The 17320-nt window shown below is 53.5% G+C and carries 13 protein-coding genes; 9 read left to right on the forward strand and 4 right to left on the reverse strand.

The annotated features are described in order from the left end of the window. The 8 genes from FH871_RS30825 to FH871_RS30860 form a co-directional block, all read left to right on the forward strand. Nucleotides 1-619, forward strand: a 619-nt coding sequence (locus tag FH871_RS30825; RefSeq protein WP_138995172.1) for an esterase family protein, incomplete at its 5' end; no start/stop codon positions are given. 38 nt (nt 620-657) lie between these two features. Beyond that, the gene (locus tag FH871_RS30830) at nt 658-1776 is read left to right on the forward strand and encodes an alpha/beta hydrolase-fold protein (RefSeq protein ID WP_138995173.1); all 1119 of its coding nucleotides are present in this window, start codon (nt 658-660) and stop codon (nt 1774-1776) included. A gap of 200 nt (nt 1777-1976) precedes the next feature. Then, a complete protein-coding gene (locus FH871_RS30835) occupies nt 1977-3863 on the forward strand; it encodes an alpha/beta hydrolase-fold protein (protein WP_138995194.1) in 1887 nt (628 codons plus the stop codon). A 55-nt stretch (nt 3864-3918) separates the two neighbouring features. Beyond that, nucleotides 3919-4971 (forward strand): glycoside hydrolase family 43 protein, encoded by a 1053-nt coding sequence (locus FH871_RS30840; RefSeq protein ID WP_138995195.1) that lies wholly within the window; start codon nt 3919-3921, stop codon nt 4969-4971. Between the two features lie 13 nt (nt 4972-4984). Further along, a complete protein-coding gene (locus FH871_RS30845) occupies nt 4985-6046 on the forward strand; it encodes an endo-1,4-beta-xylanase (RefSeq protein ID WP_229317727.1) in 1062 nt (353 codons plus the stop codon). A 378-nt stretch (nt 6047-6424) separates the two neighbouring features. Beyond that, nucleotides 6425-7321, forward strand: a complete 897-nt coding sequence (locus FH871_RS30850) for a sugar phosphate isomerase/epimerase (RefSeq protein WP_138995175.1) — start codon at nt 6425-6427, stop codon at nt 7319-7321. Between the two features lie 172 nt (nt 7322-7493). Continuing rightward, nucleotides 7494-9620, forward strand: a complete 2127-nt coding sequence (locus FH871_RS30855) for a PQQ-binding-like beta-propeller repeat protein (RefSeq protein ID WP_138995176.1) — start codon at nt 7494-7496, stop codon at nt 9618-9620. A gap of 98 nt (nt 9621-9718) precedes the next feature. Further along, the gene (locus tag FH871_RS30860; protein ID WP_171063015.1) at nt 9719-11842 is read left to right on the forward strand and encodes a S9 family peptidase; all 2124 of its coding nucleotides are present in this window, start codon (nt 9719-9721) and stop codon (nt 11840-11842) included. Nucleotides 11843-12027: 185 nt separating this feature from the next. Here the strand turns inward: FH871_RS30860 and FH871_RS30865 are convergent, their stop codons facing one another. The 4 genes from FH871_RS30865 to FH871_RS30880 form a co-directional block, all read right to left on the reverse strand. Then, nucleotides 12028-13239 carry a GTP-binding protein gene (locus FH871_RS30865; protein WP_138995178.1) on the reverse strand — a complete coding sequence of 404 codons (1212 nt, stop codon included), beginning with the start codon at nt 13237-13239 and terminating at the stop codon, nt 12028-12030. A gap of 223 nt (nt 13240-13462) precedes the next feature. Next, complete coding sequence (locus tag FH871_RS30870; RefSeq protein WP_138995179.1) at nt 13463-14530, reverse strand: GTP-binding protein; 1068 nt, start codon at nt 14528-14530, stop codon at nt 13463-13465. A gap of 63 nt (nt 14531-14593) precedes the next feature. After that, nucleotides 14594-15043 (reverse strand): Fur family transcriptional regulator, encoded by a 450-nt coding sequence (locus FH871_RS30875; RefSeq protein ID WP_138995180.1) that lies wholly within the window; start codon nt 15041-15043, stop codon nt 14594-14596. Nucleotides 15044-15395: 352 nt separating this feature from the next. Beyond that, nucleotides 15396-16871, reverse strand: coding sequence for a DASS family sodium-coupled anion symporter (locus FH871_RS30880; RefSeq protein WP_138995181.1), 1476 nt, complete (start codon nt 16869-16871; stop codon nt 15396-15398). Nucleotides 16872-17178: 307 nt separating this feature from the next. On the opposite strand from FH871_RS30880, the gene FH871_RS34050 reads away from it, so the two are divergent. Then, nucleotides 17179-17307, forward strand: a complete 129-nt coding sequence (locus FH871_RS34050; RefSeq protein WP_255516991.1) for a hypothetical protein — start codon at nt 17179-17181, stop codon at nt 17305-17307. The last annotated feature ends 13 nt before the right edge of the window (nt 17308-17320 follow it).

Here is a 17320-nt window from a genome sequence, read left to right on the forward strand (position 1 = left end):
GCCCGGTTTCAATCCGAACGGCAAAACCAGATACCCGGTTTTGTACCTGATTCACGGCGGCTCCGATACCGAAGAAACGTGGACCAAAGTGGGCCGCGCCAACCTGATTGCCGATAACCTGATTGCGCAGGGAAAAGCCAAGCCGATGCTGATTGTTATGCCGTACGGCAATGTTCGCCCGGCACCGATGCCTGACTTTACCAAGGATATGGTGAATGACATTGTACCATTTATCGAAGCGAACTATCCCGTCAACAAAGACAGCAAAAGCCGGGCGGTGGCCGGTTTTTCGGTGGGTGGGGGGCAGACGCTGAACATCGGACTGACCAATCCCGACAAGTTCGCCTACGTATGCTCGTATGCGCCATACACCGCCACGGAGGAGTTCAAAAAGAACTTCACCGACTGGTCGCCCAACGCCGGGCAGATGAACGGGCAATTGAAGCTGTTCACGATCAGTGTTGGAACCGACGATTTTCTGTATGAACCGGTGAAACAAAATATTGCGATGTTCAAGGAAAAAGGCCTGAAGGTGGAGCCGCTCATCGTGCCGGGCGGCCATACCTGGATGAACTGCAAACTTTATCTGGCCAACACGTTGCCTCAGCTTTTTAAGTAATACCTGTTATCTCTATTATACGCTAAACTACTAACCAGATGACACACAAGATGATAGCGGTTTTGTTCGCAGCCGCTTTAACGAGCACAACCTGTTTTTCGCAGGCCACCCAACCGGCGGTGGCCGAGGATTTTAAACCGTCTACCCTGAACCAGCCGGGGCAGGAATACCCGCAGGTAAACTCCCAGGGGTACGCCCGGTTTCGGATCAAGGCACCCAAGGCCGATAGCGTACGGGTAAGCCTGGGGCTGGGCGGACGGGGCGGAACCAGACTCGCCAAAGGAGACGACGGTTTCTGGACCGGCACCACGGAAGGACCGATGGACGAAGGATTCCATTATTACCACCTGACCGTCGATGGCGGCACGTTCAACGATCCCGGCGCTTTGAATTACTACGGTTCGGTTCGGTGGGAAAGCGGTATTGAAATTCCGGCACACGATCAGGACTTTTACGCCCTGAAAGATGTTCCCCACGGCAACGTGCAGCAGATTCTTTTCCCGTCCAAAAGCACCAGTACTTCGCGCCGGGCCTTTGTGTATACGCCACCGGGCTACGAAAAAGAGAAATCGAAAAAATACCCGGTGCTCTACCTGCAACACGGCTGGGGCGAAGACGAAACCGCCTGGAGCAACCAGGGCCGCGCCAATCTGATCATGGACAACCTGATTGCGGAAGGTAAAATCAAGCCTTTTATCATTGTGATGACCTACGGCATGACCAACGAGGTGAAATGGGGCCGGATAAAGGATTTCAAAATTGAACATTTCCAGACGGTTCTGGTCGACGAACTGATCCCGTACGTGGATGCCAACTTCCGCACCCTGGCCAACAGGGACAATCGGGCGATGGCCGGGCTATCGATGGGCGGCATGGAAACCCACGCCATTACGCTCAATAAACCGGACGTTTTTGGATCGTATGCCCTCCTCAGTGGTGGCACCTATACGCCGGAAGAACTGAACGGTAAGTCGAAGGCCAAACTGATCTTCCTGAGCTGCGGCAGCAAGGAAAATCCGGATCGGGTGAACAAGGCGACCGCTGATTTGAAAGCAGCCGGTTACAACGCGGTTGCGTACGTCTCCGAAAAAACCGCCCACGAGTTTCTGACCTGGCGTCGCAGTTTGCACGAACTGGCTCCGTTGCTGTTTAAATGAAACGTGTTTAAACTTTTGGATAGGAACGCGGATTAGACGGATTGAACGGATTCGCGCAGATTAAAATCCGTTTTGATCGGTTCAATCCGTCTAATCCGTGTTCCTATCCAAAAGTAAAGGGTTCTTAAAAATGCATCGAACACATGAAAAATAGTTTCTTCCTGACAGGGACGTATATAGCCGTAACGGTTGCTCTGCTAATGGGCTCGGTGGCTTATTCGCAGACCATCGACAAAGAAATGCCCAAAGGCTTCGATCAGGTGCGTACGGGCATCGCCACCGGCAAACTGGATTCGGTTCAGTACGAATCCAAAACCGTGGGTACGAACCGCAAAGCCCTGATTTATACGCCACCGGGGTATTCGAAAAAGAAGAAATACCCGGTTTTGTACCTGCTGCACGGCATCGGGGGCGATGAAAAAGAATGGCTCCGGGGGGGCAAACCGCAGGTGATTCTGGATAATCTGTACGCGGAAAACAAACTGGAGCCGATGATCGTGGTGATGCCGAATGGGCGCGCCATGAAAGATGACCGCGCCGTTGGCAATGTGTTCGACAAAGACAAAGTGGAAGCGTTCGCGACGTTCGAGAAAGACTTGCTGACCGATCTGATTCCGTTTGTGGAGAAGAAATATTCCGTTCTGAAAGACCGCGAACACCGCGCCATTGCCGGGCTGTCGATGGGGGGCGGGCAATCGTTGAACTTCGGCCTGGGGAATCTGGATCAGTTTGCCTGGGTGGGCGGTTTCTCGTCGGCCCCCAACACGAAAAAGCCGGAAGAGCTGGTGCCTAACCCGGAAGAAGCCAAAAAGCAGTTGAAACTGCTCTGGATTTCGTGCGGTGATGCCGATGGCCTGATCACGTTCAGCAAACGCACCCACGATTACCTTTACGAAAACCAGGTTCCGCACGTGTATTACATCGAACCGGGCGTCCACGACTTCAAAGTCTGGAAAAACGGATTGTACATGTTTTCCCAGTTTCTTTTTAAACCCGTCGATGTTGCCTCTTTGACAAAATTTACGATTCTGGGTACCCCGGCTTCGACCAACATCCGTTCCGCGAAATACCCGCAGATTTTGCCCGATAACCGGGTGGTCTTTCGGGTCAAAGCACCGGAGGCCCAGCAGGTGCAGATCGATTTGGGCAAAAAGTACGCGATGGTAAAAGACACGAGCGGTTTCTGGACCGTCACGACCGATTCTATCAGCCGGGGCTTTCACTATTATTCCCTGCTGATCGATGGCGTTGCGGTGGTTGACCCGGCCAGTGAAACGTTCTATGGCATGGGTCGGATGGCGAGCGGCATTGAAATCCCGGACCGGGACGGGGGCTATTACGCTCAGAAGGACGTGCCACACGGCGATATCCGGATCAAACGGTATCTGTCAAAAGCCTCAAACAGCTGGCGCGAAATGTACGTTTATACCCCGCCGGGCTACGATCAGTCAACCGATAAATACCCGGTTTTGTATCTGCTGCACGGCGGTGGCGAAGACCAGCGCGGCTGGGCCACGCAAGGCCGAACGGGTATGATTCTGGACAACCTGATTGCCGAAAAGAAGGCTAAACCGATGGTGGTGGTGATGCTGGATGGCAACATGCCCAACGCGGGCGGTCTGGCCGGTTTCAACGAAAACGTCCTGCGCGCTTTTGAAAACGAGTTGAAACAGGGCGCTATTCCGTTTGTCGAAGGCAACTTCCGGGTAGCCACCGACGCCAAAAACCGGGCGTTGGCCGGACTCTCGATGGGCGGTTTGCAAACGTTGTACGCGGGCATCAAGAATACCGATCTGTTTTCGTCTCTGGGCGTGTTCAGTTCGGGCTGGTTTGCCAACAATCCCAAGCTGTCGGACCCGCAGTACGAATTCATGAAAGCCAATGCCGCAACGATCAACAGCAACCTCAAAAATCTCTGGATATCGATGGGCGGAAAAGAGGATATTGCGCACCAGAACTGCCAGGTCATGATGAAAAAGTTCGACGACCTGGGCATCAAATACCAGTATAGTGAGTACGCGGGCGGACACACCTGGCCGGTCTGGCGGCACGATCTGTTTGGTTTTTCGCAGGTGCTGTTCAAGTAAAAGGGCGTTTCAGAACCGGATGCCGAAGTTTATTTTTTAACCTTACACGAATATGATGAAACGAGCCTACACAACGCTATTTCTGACGGCCCTGATGGGTTGCTCGCTGACCACCTTTGCGCAAACCAACGGGGGCAAAAATCCAATTTCGCAGCCATTGGTATCGCACATTTACACGGCTGACCCTTCCGCGCACGTTTTTAACGGCAAAATTTACATCTATCCCTCGCACGACATCGATGCGAAAGACGTCAAAGAAGATGACGAAGGGGGGCATTTTGCCATGCGCGACTACCACATCCTGTCGATGGATAAAATGGGGGGGAAGGTTAAAGACAATGGGATTGCGCTCAGCCTCGAAAATGTTCCCTGGGCCGGTCGCCAGCTCTGGGCGCCCGATGCGGCTTACAAAAATGGAACGTATTACCTCTATTTCCCTGCCAAAGACAAACAGGATGTTTTTCGGATCGGTGTCGCGACCAGCAAAAGCCCAACCGGGCCGTTCAAGGCCGAACCGGAACCCATCAAGGGTAGCTACAGCATCGATCCTACGGTTTTTCAGGATACCGATGGCAAAGCGTATCTGTATTTTGGGGGCATCTGGGGCGGGCAGTTGCAGCGCTGGGACAACAATCAATACAACCCGAAAGGGGCGTTGAAACAGAAAAACGAAGTGGCTTACCTGCCCCGCATGGCCCGGCTGAGTGATGACATGAAAAGCTTCGCCGAGCCGGTTCGGGAAGTACAGATTCTGGATGAAAACGGAAAACCGTTTCTGGAAAAAGACAACGACAAGCGGTTTTTCGAAGCGGCCTGGCTCCACCAATACAACGGCAAGTATTACTTCTCGTATTCGACCGGCGACTCGCACAATCTCTGCTACGCCATCGGCGACAATCCGTATGGGCCGTTTACGTACAAAGGCCTGGTGCTGAAACCCGTTCTGGGCTGGACCAATCACCATTCCATCGTGCAGGTTGATAAAAAATGGTATCTCTTTTATCACGACGTGCAACTTTCCGGCAAGACCCACCTCCGGAATGTGAAAGTAACCGAACTGACCCACAACCCGGACGGAACGATTAAAACGATCGATGCTTACAAGTAAACCTATTTTGACCATGCGTAAACTAAGCTCTTATGTGTTGATTGCCTTGTCGGTCGGCTTTGTGGCTCCTGAAAAAGGGTTAAAGGATTATTACAAAAACTATTTCCCGATTGGCGTGGCCGTCAACCCGCGCATGGTGCAGCCCGGCCCGGATGCGGAGCTGATCAAAGCCCAGTTCAACAGCATGACGCCCGAAAACGCCATGAAGATGGGTCCGATTCATCCCGAAGAAAACCGCTACAATTGGAAAGATGCCGACGCCATCGCCGACTTTGCCCGGCAGAACAACATCAAACTGCGGGGGCATACGCTCTGCTGGCACAACCAGACGCCCCGCTGGTTTTTCACCGACTCAACGGGAAAAACCGTGAGCCGGGAGGTGTTGCTGGCCCGTCTGAAACGGCATATTACCGACGTCATGGGCCGGTATAAAGGAAAAATCTATGCCTGGGATGTGGTGAACGAAGCGGTTCCTGATACGGGAAAGAGCCTTTACCGCCCATCGAAATTCTACGAGATCATCGGCGAGGACTACATCGAGAAGGCATTTCAGTACGCCCACGAAGCCGACCCCTCCGCGCAACTGTTCTATAACGACTATAATACCGAAAATGCCTCGAAGCGGGAGCGGATTTACCAGTTGCTGAAGAAACTCAAAGACAAAGGTGTTCCCGTCGACGGGGTGGGGTTGCAGGCGCATTGGTCCATTTACGAGCCAACCGCGCAGGAACTGGAGGAGTCCATTACCAAATTTGCCAGCCTGGGTCTCAAAATCCAGTTCACGGAGGTCGACGTGTCGGTGTATCCCAAAGAACACGAGCGTCGGGCCAGAAAGGATACCGACAAAAGTGAGTTTACGCCGGAGATGAACGACAAACAGGCCGCTCATTACAAAATGCTTTTCGAAGTATTTCGCAAGCACCGCGACAAGATCACGGGAGTTACGTTCTGGAACCTGAGCGACAAGTATTCCTGGCTGGATAACTTCCCGGTTCCGGGTCGCAAAGATTACCCGCTGTTGTTCGACCAGAACGGCCAGCCGAAGAAGGCGTATGAGAGCGTCGTGCAATTCTAGACAAGAGCCGTCTTGCGACCCGCTGCTTGTTACGGATTGTCTGTCAGCGGTTCCGAAAGGATGAACACCTTGGTTTTGGCTTAACCGAACCTATGGGGCAGGCGTTTGAGGATAAATCCCGAACGCGCTAAAAATTATCAACGATCCTGTACGTAGTTGTGAGGGCTTTACTTGTCTGTAGGCAGTCGTATGCTCCCTATGACATGTAAAGCTCTTGCTCTATTCACCTCACTCCGTTTGTAGACGAACTCGCTGCCTGCTCCTGACGGGTCGCTGCGCCTGGCACCCCGGGACATCCACGGCCCACTCACTCCGAATTAATGCTTCAAATGGATCACAGGAGCAAGTAAAAAAGCCACGGCCTTTTCTTCCCTACAAATGAAGACTACACGCAGAACATTTATACAAACCGCCGTCGGGATCGCCGGGGCGGCCACGTTGGGCTTGACGGTCAAAAAAGCCAAACCGCGCCTGGCATTTTCTACATTGGGTTGCCCAACCTGGCCGTTGTCGAAAATCGTCAAAACCGCCGTTGCCGAAAAGTACGAAGCCATTGAAATCCGGGGATTGGAAAAAGAGATGTTCCTGCCCAAACGCCCGGAGTTCAGCACGTCCATTGCCGAAACACGCCGGTTGTTTGCAGATAATAACCTTAAAATCTGTAATTTAGGATCATCGGCCAATCTGCATTGGATGGATGCTGCCAAACGGCAGAACAACATGGACGAAGCCAAACGCTTCATCGACCTGGCCCGGCAACTCGCCTGTCCGTATGTTCGGGTTTTCCCCAACGATTTACCCAAGGATCAGGATCGGCAGCAGACCATCAATCTGATTAGCGAAAACCTGCTGGAACTGGGAACGTACGCAAAAGATGCCAACGTAACGGTGCTGCTGGAGTCGCACGGCGAAGTGATTTGGAAAAACGTCCTGCTCGAAATTCTGCAAAAGGCCGATCATCCCAACGTCGGGCTGATCTGGGATATTTTCAATATGTGGTCGATTACCAAAGAGCCACCGGCGGAGGTGTATCAGACGCTCAAAAAATACATCCGTCATACCCACATCAAAGATGGTCGCATGGTGGCCGGAAAACCCGCCTATACGTTTATTGGCAAAGGCGAAGCCCCGCTTCAGGAAGCGATCGATGCGTTGAAAGCGGGCGGTTATTCAGGCTATTACAGCCTGGAGTGGGAAAAGATGTGGCATCCCGAAATTCCGGAGCCGGAACTCGCCTTTGCTGATTATCCGAAAGCCATCCAGCACTATTTTTAGCCATGAAATACGGCATAGCCCCTTTTGCCAATAAACCGGTCGTTCAGAATGTCGATAATCTGCCGGGACTCAAGCCGCAGCGCGTATCGACTTAACGGACCCGTTTTGAACGTGACGCGGCTATCTGCTCCCCAAAACCTGCCCGAAATAGCCCTATTTCCTGAACCATCCTATGCAGAAAAGACTACTGGCCCTGGGAGGCTGTCTGGCGTTTAGTGCCGCGCTGGCTTTTCAACTGGCAGACGTTACGGCCGACTGGCCCGAATACAATGGCGATGGTTCCCGGAGCCATTACTCGCCACTCGACCAGATTAATCGTACCAACGTCAATCGGTTAAAAGTGGCCTGGACGTATGCGTCGGGTGGGGCCGATACGTTGCGCAATCGCACCCAGATGCAATGCAATCCCCTCATCATCAATGGCGTTCTGTACGGCGTGTCGGCGAATACACAGGCGTTTGCGGTGGAAGCCGCGACAGGTAAACCCATCTGGAAAACGGCCCTGACGGATAACGGCGGCACCACCAGCCGGGGGGTTACGTACTGGGCCGATGGAACCGATCAACGGATTTTCTTTGGAGCCGGTTCGTGGCTGCACGCGCTGGATGCCCGAACGGGGAAACTCATCGATGGCTTCGGCGATCACGGACGGATCGACCTGAAAACCGGCATCGAGCGACCCGGTGCCGATAACTACGTGGTGTCTAATACGCCCAATACGATCTACAAAAACCGCATCATCGTCGGCGCCCGGTTTTCGGAAAGCGAAACGGCTTTGCTGGGCGATATTCGGGCGTTCGATACCCGGACGGGCCAACTGGTCTGGACGTTCCACACGATTCCGATGCAAGGCGAACCCGGTTACGAGACCTGGTCGCAGGCCAATCCGCGCCAACGGATTGGGGCGGCTAACCCCTGGATGGGGATGGCGATCGACCGCGAGCGGGGCATTCTTTATGCACCGACCGGCTCGGCGGCTCACGATTTTTACGGAGGTGATCGGAAAGGTAATAACTTGTATGCCAATTGCTTATTGGCGATCGATGCTGCTACGGGCAGGAAGCGCTGGCACTATCAGCTTGTCCATCACGACATCTGGGACCGTGATCCGCCCGCGCCCCCCAATCTGCTTACCATCACGCAAAAAGGCCCCGACGGGCGGCCCCGAAAAATCGACGTGGTGGCCCTGGTAACGAAGCAGGGCTTTACGTTTGTGTTCGACCGCGTCACGGGCAAACCCATTTTTCCGATCCAGGAAACGCCCTTTCCCCAGGAAGCGGTTTCCGGTGAACAGGTGAGCCCGACCCAGCCCATTCCGCAGCGACCCGCCCCGTTTGCCCGTCAGTCCTTTACCGAAAAAGAAATCAATTCATTTGCCGCGAGCCGCGATTCGCTGGTGGACGTGCTGCGGAAAGCCAATACCGGTCCGTATGTTCCGCTGACGGGTAAGATGACGATTTTTTTTCCGGGAACCGATGGCGGTGCCCAGTGGGGTGGGGCGGCTACCGATCCCGAAGGCATCCTGTACGTACCGTCGAAAGAAGTGCCGGTTTATACGTCGCTCATTCCCCGTCAGCAGCCGTCGCCGAACGCGGGTCAGCAAGCCGTGGCGGGTAACGCGCAGTACCAGTTGTATTGCTCGGCCTGCCACGGAACGGACCGCAAAGGCAACCACGATGGCTCATACCCGTCGCTGGTGCAGGTGAGCAGTCGGCTTTCGCGCGATCAGGTGGTGCAGGTGTTGCTGAAAGGGCGGGGCATGATGCCTTCGTTCTCGCACATCTCGCCGGCCGAGCGCGACGCTGTTGTCGATTTTCTGTTCAACAAAACCGTAGAGAAACCGGTCGTTTCATCGCAAAAAGCGGTCATTCCGTATCAGCACACGGGCTACAACCGCTGGTATGACCGCAACGGCTATCCGGTCAGCAGTCCGCCCTGGGGAACGTTGACGGCCATCGACCTGAACACGGGCGAACACCGCTGGCAGGTGCCACTGGGCGAATACCCCGAATTGACGAAAAAAGGCGTGCCGATAACCGGAACCGATAACTACGGAGGCCCCCTGGTCACAGCGGGCGGGCTGGTGTTCATTGCGGCCAGTCGGGATGAGAAATTTCGGGCGTTCGACAAACAGACCGGTCAGGTGGTTTGGGAAATGAAACTGCCAGCCGCCGGGTATGCCACGCCAAGTACCTACGTGGTCAATGGCAAACAGTACATCGTGATTGCCTGTGGCGGGGGCAAACTCAACACGCGCTCCGGTGATCGATACGTGGCGTTTTGCCTGAGCGACTCCTGATCCGGGTCGTGTACCGCATCGTGCTGGAACAAAAAACAACGGTTTTGGCGGGAATAAACATTTTGGAAATTGTAGCAAGGGATCAATAAATGAGATCGATGAAACCAGTCACCTTCCTGATTTTGCTGTGCAGTAGCCTTGGTCTGACCACGTTCGTACAGGCACAGGACGAATTTGCTGTATTGCCGTACTGGAAATACTACAATGGTCAGCCGGGAGCGCTCTACCGGCATCTGTGTGAACGGGCCTTTGGGCAACTGGAACAGCGCAAAAAGGTGGTTCAGGCGTTGAGAACGCAGCAGGACTGGCAGAAACGGCAAACCGTGGTTCGGCAAAAATTGCAGGAAGCTTTTGGTGCTTTTCCCGAAAAAACACCCCTCAATCCGGTCGTAACCGGTAAACTCGAACGGGATGGCATTACGGTCGAGAAACTTTACTTCGAGTCCCTGCCGAAGTATTACGTAACGGCGGCCTTGTTCATGCCCACGGGGAAACGCGAAAACCTGCCGGCCATTGTATTTTGCAGTGGGCATGGTGCGCCAGCCTTTCGGAGCGGGGTCTATCAGCAGATGATTCTCAATTACGTCAAGAAGGGCTTTGCGGTTCTGGCTTTCGACCCGATCGGACAGGGTGAACGAATTCAATACGAAAAAACGGAAGGAAGACGCTTTTCCGGACTAAAACCCACGCTGGAACATTCGTATCCCGGCGCGCAGGCCTTTGTGGCCGGCGTAACACCGGCGATGTATTTCGTCTGGGATGGCATCCGGGCCGTGGACTATCTGCTGACCCGCCCCGAAATTGATGCTACCCGGATTGGCGTAACGGGCCGGTCGGGGGGAGGCACGCAAAGTGCGTACCTGGCCGCGATGGACCCCCGGATTCGGGCGGCTGCGCCGGAGTGCTATCTGACGACCTACGATAAACTGTTGCGCTCCAACGGCCCACAGGACGCCGAACAAATTCTGACCGGGATGCTGGCGAAAGGGCTGGATTTGGGTGATCTGGTCGAAGTGCGCGCTCCCCGTCCGACGCTGATGGTAACGACTACCCGCGATATGTTCAGCATGGACGGTGCCCGCGAACTGTTCGACGAAGCCAAAAAGGCGTATAAAGCCCTCGGTGCGGAGTCGAATCTGGGCATGGTCGAAGACGATGCCCCTCATGCTTCCACGCAAAAAAACCGGGAAGCGACGTACGCTTTTTTTCAGAAACACCTCAACAACCCCGGCTCCAGTGCCGATGAAAACATTCCGGCGTTTCGGGCTGATGAGCTCAACGTGACACCGACCGGCAACGTATGGACCGCGCTGAAAGGCGAAACCCTGTTTTCGCTAACCCAAAAGCGGGCGTCGGCAGTTGTTCCCCAAAGTATGGCTGGTAACCCATCGCAAAGTCTTGTCAAACACGTAATTGAATTGACGGGGTATACACCGCCAACGTTGGGCGAAGTGATTTTTTCGGGTAAGTTTTCGCGTGAAGGGTACGATCTGGAGCGGTATTTAGTGAAAGGGCCGGGAGCGTATTACCTGCCGGTTCTGTGGTTCAAACCGGAAAAAGGTACTGGTAAAACCGTGCTTTACATCGACTCGAAAGGCAAAGCCGGAGCCGCACAAAAAGGCGGTGTGGCCGAGCAACTGGTACAGGCCGGTTACGACGTGGTGCTGCCTGACCTGAGCGGAGCGGGGGAAATGGCCCAGGCGGATTTGCCCGGTGGGGATTCGGAGCTTGACAGCACATCGCTGAACCTGTGGTTTGCGGGCATCCTGACCCGGAAAAGTCTGGTGGCCGTTCGGATGGAAGAGATTCAGTTGCTCACCGAATTAATTACGAGGAAAACCGGCACTAAGACCATTTCGGCGGTGGGTGTCGGAACGTTTGTGCCTGATGTTCTGCACGCTACCTTGCTGACACCGGCCATCGGTCGGCTGGCGCTGCTTAACGGGCTGGGCACGTATCGTGCCCTGATCGAGCAGGAGCAGTATCTGCCCCGGTACGTACCGTCGGTTGTGGCCGGAGCCATCAACACCTATGATCTCCCCGATCTGGCAACCGCCCTTGCGCCCCGTTTCGTCTGGCTGGCCGGTGTCGTAAACGGAGCCGGGCAGCCGGTTTCTACATCGGAATTGGAGCGATTATATCCGTCGAAGGGAAAACACATGATCCTGTCGTCAACGGCTGAACGTGCTGCGTTGCTGGCGTGGTTGGGACAGGAAAAGTAAGCATGCGAATCGGGCACGGATGTTATCATTCAGAAGTCTCTTTTAACGGCGATCGACCGGAGCGCCAGACGAAACTGAAATCGACATTGCCCAGCAGCAGGTTGGCGGGTTGGTCAGATCGGCATCGTATTTCGGGCCTTCCAGTGCCCGTATCGCTTTCAGCGTGTGTTCGATTAAAGTGACCCTTATTCCCAGACCGGAAACGGGTCTTTAAAGGTTCCCTTCTTTTCCAGATGCCGCAGTTCGGGTTCAGTACACAGACAGTCCTGTAATTCGGCCGTGATCTGTTCCTGTTTCAGATCCTGCCCGATGATGACCAGCTCGTTTTGGCGGTCGCCGAAGCGTTTGTGCCAGCGCGATTCGATGCTTTCCTGGTTTTCCAGAAAGGCGCCGTACTGCGTCCGTCTGGCGAAGGGCATCGACGCCCACCAGACCCCGGCTTTCTCGGCCCGCAAACTCCCCCCGGCCTGGCTGAAATTCAGCGCATCGTCCGGCCGGGATGCCAGCCAGAACAGGCCCTTGCTGCGGATGATACCCGCCGGAAAGTGTTCACTCAGATAGGCCCAGAACCGCACCGGGTGGAAAGGTCGGCGGTCGCGGAAGACAAACGAAGAAATGCCGTACGCTTCGGTTTCGGGGGTGTGAGCCATGCCGTTCTTGTGATTCTGAAGTTCCTGAATCCAGCCCGCCGACTGCGATGACGCTTCAAAATCGAACAGGCCGGTGTTGAGAATCTGAGCCGAATCCACCCGGGAGAATTCCGATTCCAGCAGTCGGGCTTTGGGGTTCAGCTTTTGTAGGATGGCTTTTAGTTCGCCCACCTGGTACCGGCTGAGCAGGTCCGTTTTGTTGAGAATAATGACGTTGGCAAACTCGATTTGGTCCGTTAGCAGGTTCACGATGGTGCGGGTATCGGACGGGTCGTCGTTTAGCTCGCGCTGATAGACGTTATCTACCGACCCGAAATCACGGCCAAAATTGAAGGCATCGACCACCGTCACCAAGGTATCCAGACGCGAAAAGCGGGACAGATCGATGCCTTTCTCTTCATCCACAAAGCTGAACGTCTGGGCCACCGGCAGGGGCTCCGAGATACCGGACGATTCGATCAGCAGGTAATCAAAGCGATTTTCGCGGGCCAGCTTTTCCACTTCCAGCATCAGGTCTTCCCGCAACGTACAGCAGATGCAGCCATTGGACATTTCAACCAGTTTCTCCTCGGTTCGGGACAAGGTATGCTGGTCTTTCACGAGCTGCGCATCCACGTTGACCTCACTCATGTCATTGACGATGACGGCCACTTTAAGCCCGGCTTTATTGTGCAGGACATGGTTGAGCAGGGTGGTTTTACCGGCTCCCAGAAAGCCGCTGAGAACCGTTACGGGCAGTTTTTTCATTTGTGTACAAGCTGTGAGTACTAAATGCAACTATGTTGCAAATATAGATTTTTTCGACCAGTTTCTGTAAAGCGCATGAAGTTTTTTGCAACTATGTTGCATTGAAGGATTTAATAAAGTAGTCAATGGGTATATCGAAGAATTACCTGAAAGGGGCCGTGCATTCCAATAAACAGATGATCCATTGGCCAGTCCTTGGCTGGCATCGTAATGGGTAATGGATTTATAGGTTTGGCGTTGGAGGCAGGCGCGATGCAGGTCTCTGGGGATCTTTAGCGAAACAGTGTCGCAGCAGCTTTTCGAAGCCAGCCGGTTTCAGTAGTTTGCCAATGAACACCACCCGGCTGATGCGTGGCTCGCCGGGTTGCCAGTCAGCACCTTCCGTGAGGGTTAATGTTCTTCCCACCGATTGAACAATCCAGCGCTCTTTGCGGGTCGGGTCGGCAATGATGCCTTTGATGCGGTAGATATCTTTTCCCTCGAACAGGAGCAGGGTTGTGAGCCGGTGATAGATCTGGGTCAAATCGATTGGTTCCGCAAAGCGAAAGCTGAGGGAAACAAGATTGGAATGGGCATGGTGATGATGCTTGTTGGGGAATGTAACAACCGAATGCGGTTGCGTTGTGGCATGGACCGGGCTCATACCCGGCTGGGCTGGCAAGGGACGCAGCGTGGCCACCGAAGCCGTCTCGGCGGTATCCCGCTCCAAGGCCATCAATTCGCGGACTGGGTAGTTGTCTTTGTGGCCCACCAACACGTGGGCAAACGGATTAAGCCCCCGCAGTAGATCCTGTAACGTATTGAGATAAGCGTTCGATACCCGGTCGGTCTTGTTAATGAGGATAATGTCGCTGAATGAAATCTGGCCAATGGCTTCCTCCGTATCGCGCAACTGGTCTTCGATGAGTTCGGCATCCACTAAGCAGATCACTCGTTTGAGGTGAAAATCACGCAGTACCCTCGGCAGCATCAGGAAAGGAACCGCCACACCCGCCGGATCGGCGATGCCTGTAGTTTCAATAATCAGCTCGTCAAAACTGTCGCGCCGGTCCTGGAGCGCTTCCAGGACGTCGAGCAGATCGTTACGGAGCGAGCAGCACAGGCAGCCATTGCTCAGTTCCACCATGTCTATGTCGGGACGCACCACCAACCCGCCGTCGATGCCTTCTTCACCGAACTCGTTTTCAATTAGGGCAAAGCGGGTCTGCGGTCGGTCGCCCAACAGCGCATTGAGCAGGGTCGTTTTGCCCGCTCCCAGAAAACCGGTCAATAAAGTTACGTCTTTCGCCATGTCTTTCGTCGTTAGTAAGCTCGGTAGCCCGCAGCATTAAGTAGTGTCAATCGATGAGGCCAGTCAGTATGGATGCTTCCGGCACGTGTCGCAGGTACCTTCGGCCAACAGGCGCAGATTGTCAAGTTGGTATTGCCGGACTAAAGCTAAATACTCCTCAGGCAATTTGGGAAGTGGAACCACGGTCTCACAGTGTGAACATTTAAAGTGCGGATAATCAGCGGATACCCCGTCATCGGCCAGGCTGGGCGTGGGGACGGAACCATCGGTGGGTGCGTAAAAGTAGGAGCAGGTTCCCCTGGCATCAATATGCTTCCGAATCAGGTTGGCCTCGGTCAGGGTTAGTAAGCTGCGGTATAAACTAACGCGATCCAGCGAATGGTCAAAGGCTCGTTCCAGATCCGCGTTCGTGTAGGCCCGTCGGGACTGCCTGAGCAGCGTCAGGACACCAGTCCGGATGGGAGTAGGGCGAATATCCCTTTCACGCAGGAGCTGTTCAATGTCGCTCATCATGGATTCATCTTTGGATGATGCCTTGTAATAAACCCGCCGGGTTACAAAAATAGCCTATTTGCAACATAGTTGCAAGTATTAAATATTTGCTTATTTTTGTCGTCTAAGGAACGATAGAGGTTAAAAGGCACTGGTTAAACCATTCGCTCTACGTGTATCGATTTTCAAAAGGATCTGTATCAGCGGAAGGCGGCTTGATTTCAATAATGCGTGGCCCAAAAAAAGCGCGCACCATTTCTGATCAGTACTTGATTAAAAGGATGGGAGTTGACGGGTTCGAACCGCCCTTTTGTTGTCACATTCCGGGCTTATCCGCTTACCATTCAACAAATTCCTCGTGTAGTCACGGTCTTTATTTCCAACTGATTAGCCAGATCATCATTGATACGGCTGTGATGATAACAATGCCTGCAACGTCGAGCAGCAACCCTGCATTGCGCATATCAGCCGCACGGATCCGTCCACTTCCAAACACGATCGTATTGGGTGGGGTTGCTACGGGTAGCATAAACCCGAGCGATGCAGCCAGCGCTGCGGGCACCATCAGCATTAATGGGGGCAGGTGGGTTACTTTTTGAATGGCTATCAAAATGGGTAGCACCAATTGGATGCAGGCAACATTGGAAGCCAGTTCGCTAATGACACAAACGATGACGCAAATGCCGGCGATAACAACAAGGGGGGACGCATCCTTTAAAAAAAGCAGTTCCTGTGCCAGCCAGGAGCTTAGCCCCGACTGATCGCAGCCTTTTGCCAGCGCGAAACCACTGCCCAACAAGAGGATGATGCCGATCGGAAGTTTCTTCGCTTCTTCCCAGCTCATCAGCATTTTTCCTTTCTCATTTTTCGAGGGGATTAGAAATAGCAACAATGCCATTCCAATAGCCACCGTGCTATCCGTAATAAACGATGCCTGTGCCCCTAAAAGACGGCTCCAGCCGCTTATGTGAAAAGATCCAAAATCAATATCCTTTCGGCCAAACCACAAGTAGGCGGTCATCACAAAAACCGTAAAGACGATCTTTTCTTCAAAAGCCATTTGGCCCAATTGCTGTAGGGAGGCAACGAAGTAACTGCGGTCGAAAACCACTTGTTTTGCATGGCGTAGAAAGGAGAACTTAAGAATAAAAAACGCTGCGGTCAACAAGATTACGGCAATAGGAAAAGCCAGCACAAACCAGCTGACAAAGTTCATGTCGTGGGCATCCTGGTAAGCATCTACATATATTTTGTAGAAAGCAAGATTAGTGGCTGTTCCCACCAGCGTAGCCATGCCACCAATGGAGGCAGCGTAGGCAAGCCCCAGCAGCATGGCTTTGGCGATCGCATTTTTTTGAAAAGTAGATAGGTTGTGTTTTTCCACCTGAATGATAATGCCCAGCACCGCAGAGAGCATCATCATGACGGTAGCCGTATTGGACACCCACATCGAAATAAAAAAAGTAGCGCCCATCACGCCCGCAAGCACGGTGGCGGGGTTGGTGCCCAGTTTCGATAAAATGGACAAGGCAATCCGCTGATGCAGGTTCCAGCGTTCAATGGCAAAAGCGAGCAGCACGCCCCCAATAAATAAAAAAATGGTTTGATCCATATATTGGGCCGCCACCGTTTGCGAATCGGCTATGCCGAGGATCGGAATAAGGATGAAAGGCAGCAGGGCCGTCACGGCCAGGTCGGTTGCTTCGGTAAGCCACCAAATGGCCACCCATACGGTCACCGCAGCCATTCTGGTAACTTCGGGATGGCCTGGGTTTAGGTCAGCAAAAAATAAAACAAGAAAAAACGCAGCTGGTCCGGCTAGTAGCGCACTAAAAAGGGCAGGTTTCACAGAATTTCAGTTCAGGCAGCAAAGCACGTCAATAATTCGGTAATAAAGCGCTTGAATCAGAGCAATTTGTTAGGAGTCAATAGAGCTTGTAACGTCTCTTCAATTGCCATGTTGAGTCTGCTTGCCAACTTAGCCGACCTGTTGACCAGCCGGGATTCCCGCAATGCGGAAGTGGCCCAAAAAATGTATGAAAAACATGTACAGTGTCTCCTTGACTGGATTTCATCGTCAGCAATTCAAGCCCATCTTTGCGCACCTTGAGCAAGCCTGTGAACAGACTGGGATCGACTTTTATTTGGTAGGTGCTGTGGCACGCGACCTGACCATGGCCGTCCACGGATTGGAAGCGCCCCGGGCAACACGCGATCTGGACCTGGCGGTGCTGGTTCCTCAGGAGTCTGACTATTACCGATTAAAAGATACGTTGCTGGCCTAGGGAGATTTTGCCG

Source organism: Larkinella sp. C7 (assembly GCF_006149005.1).
In the GTDB taxonomy this organism is placed as follows: Bacteria; Bacteroidota; Bacteroidia; order Cytophagales; family Spirosomataceae; genus Larkinella.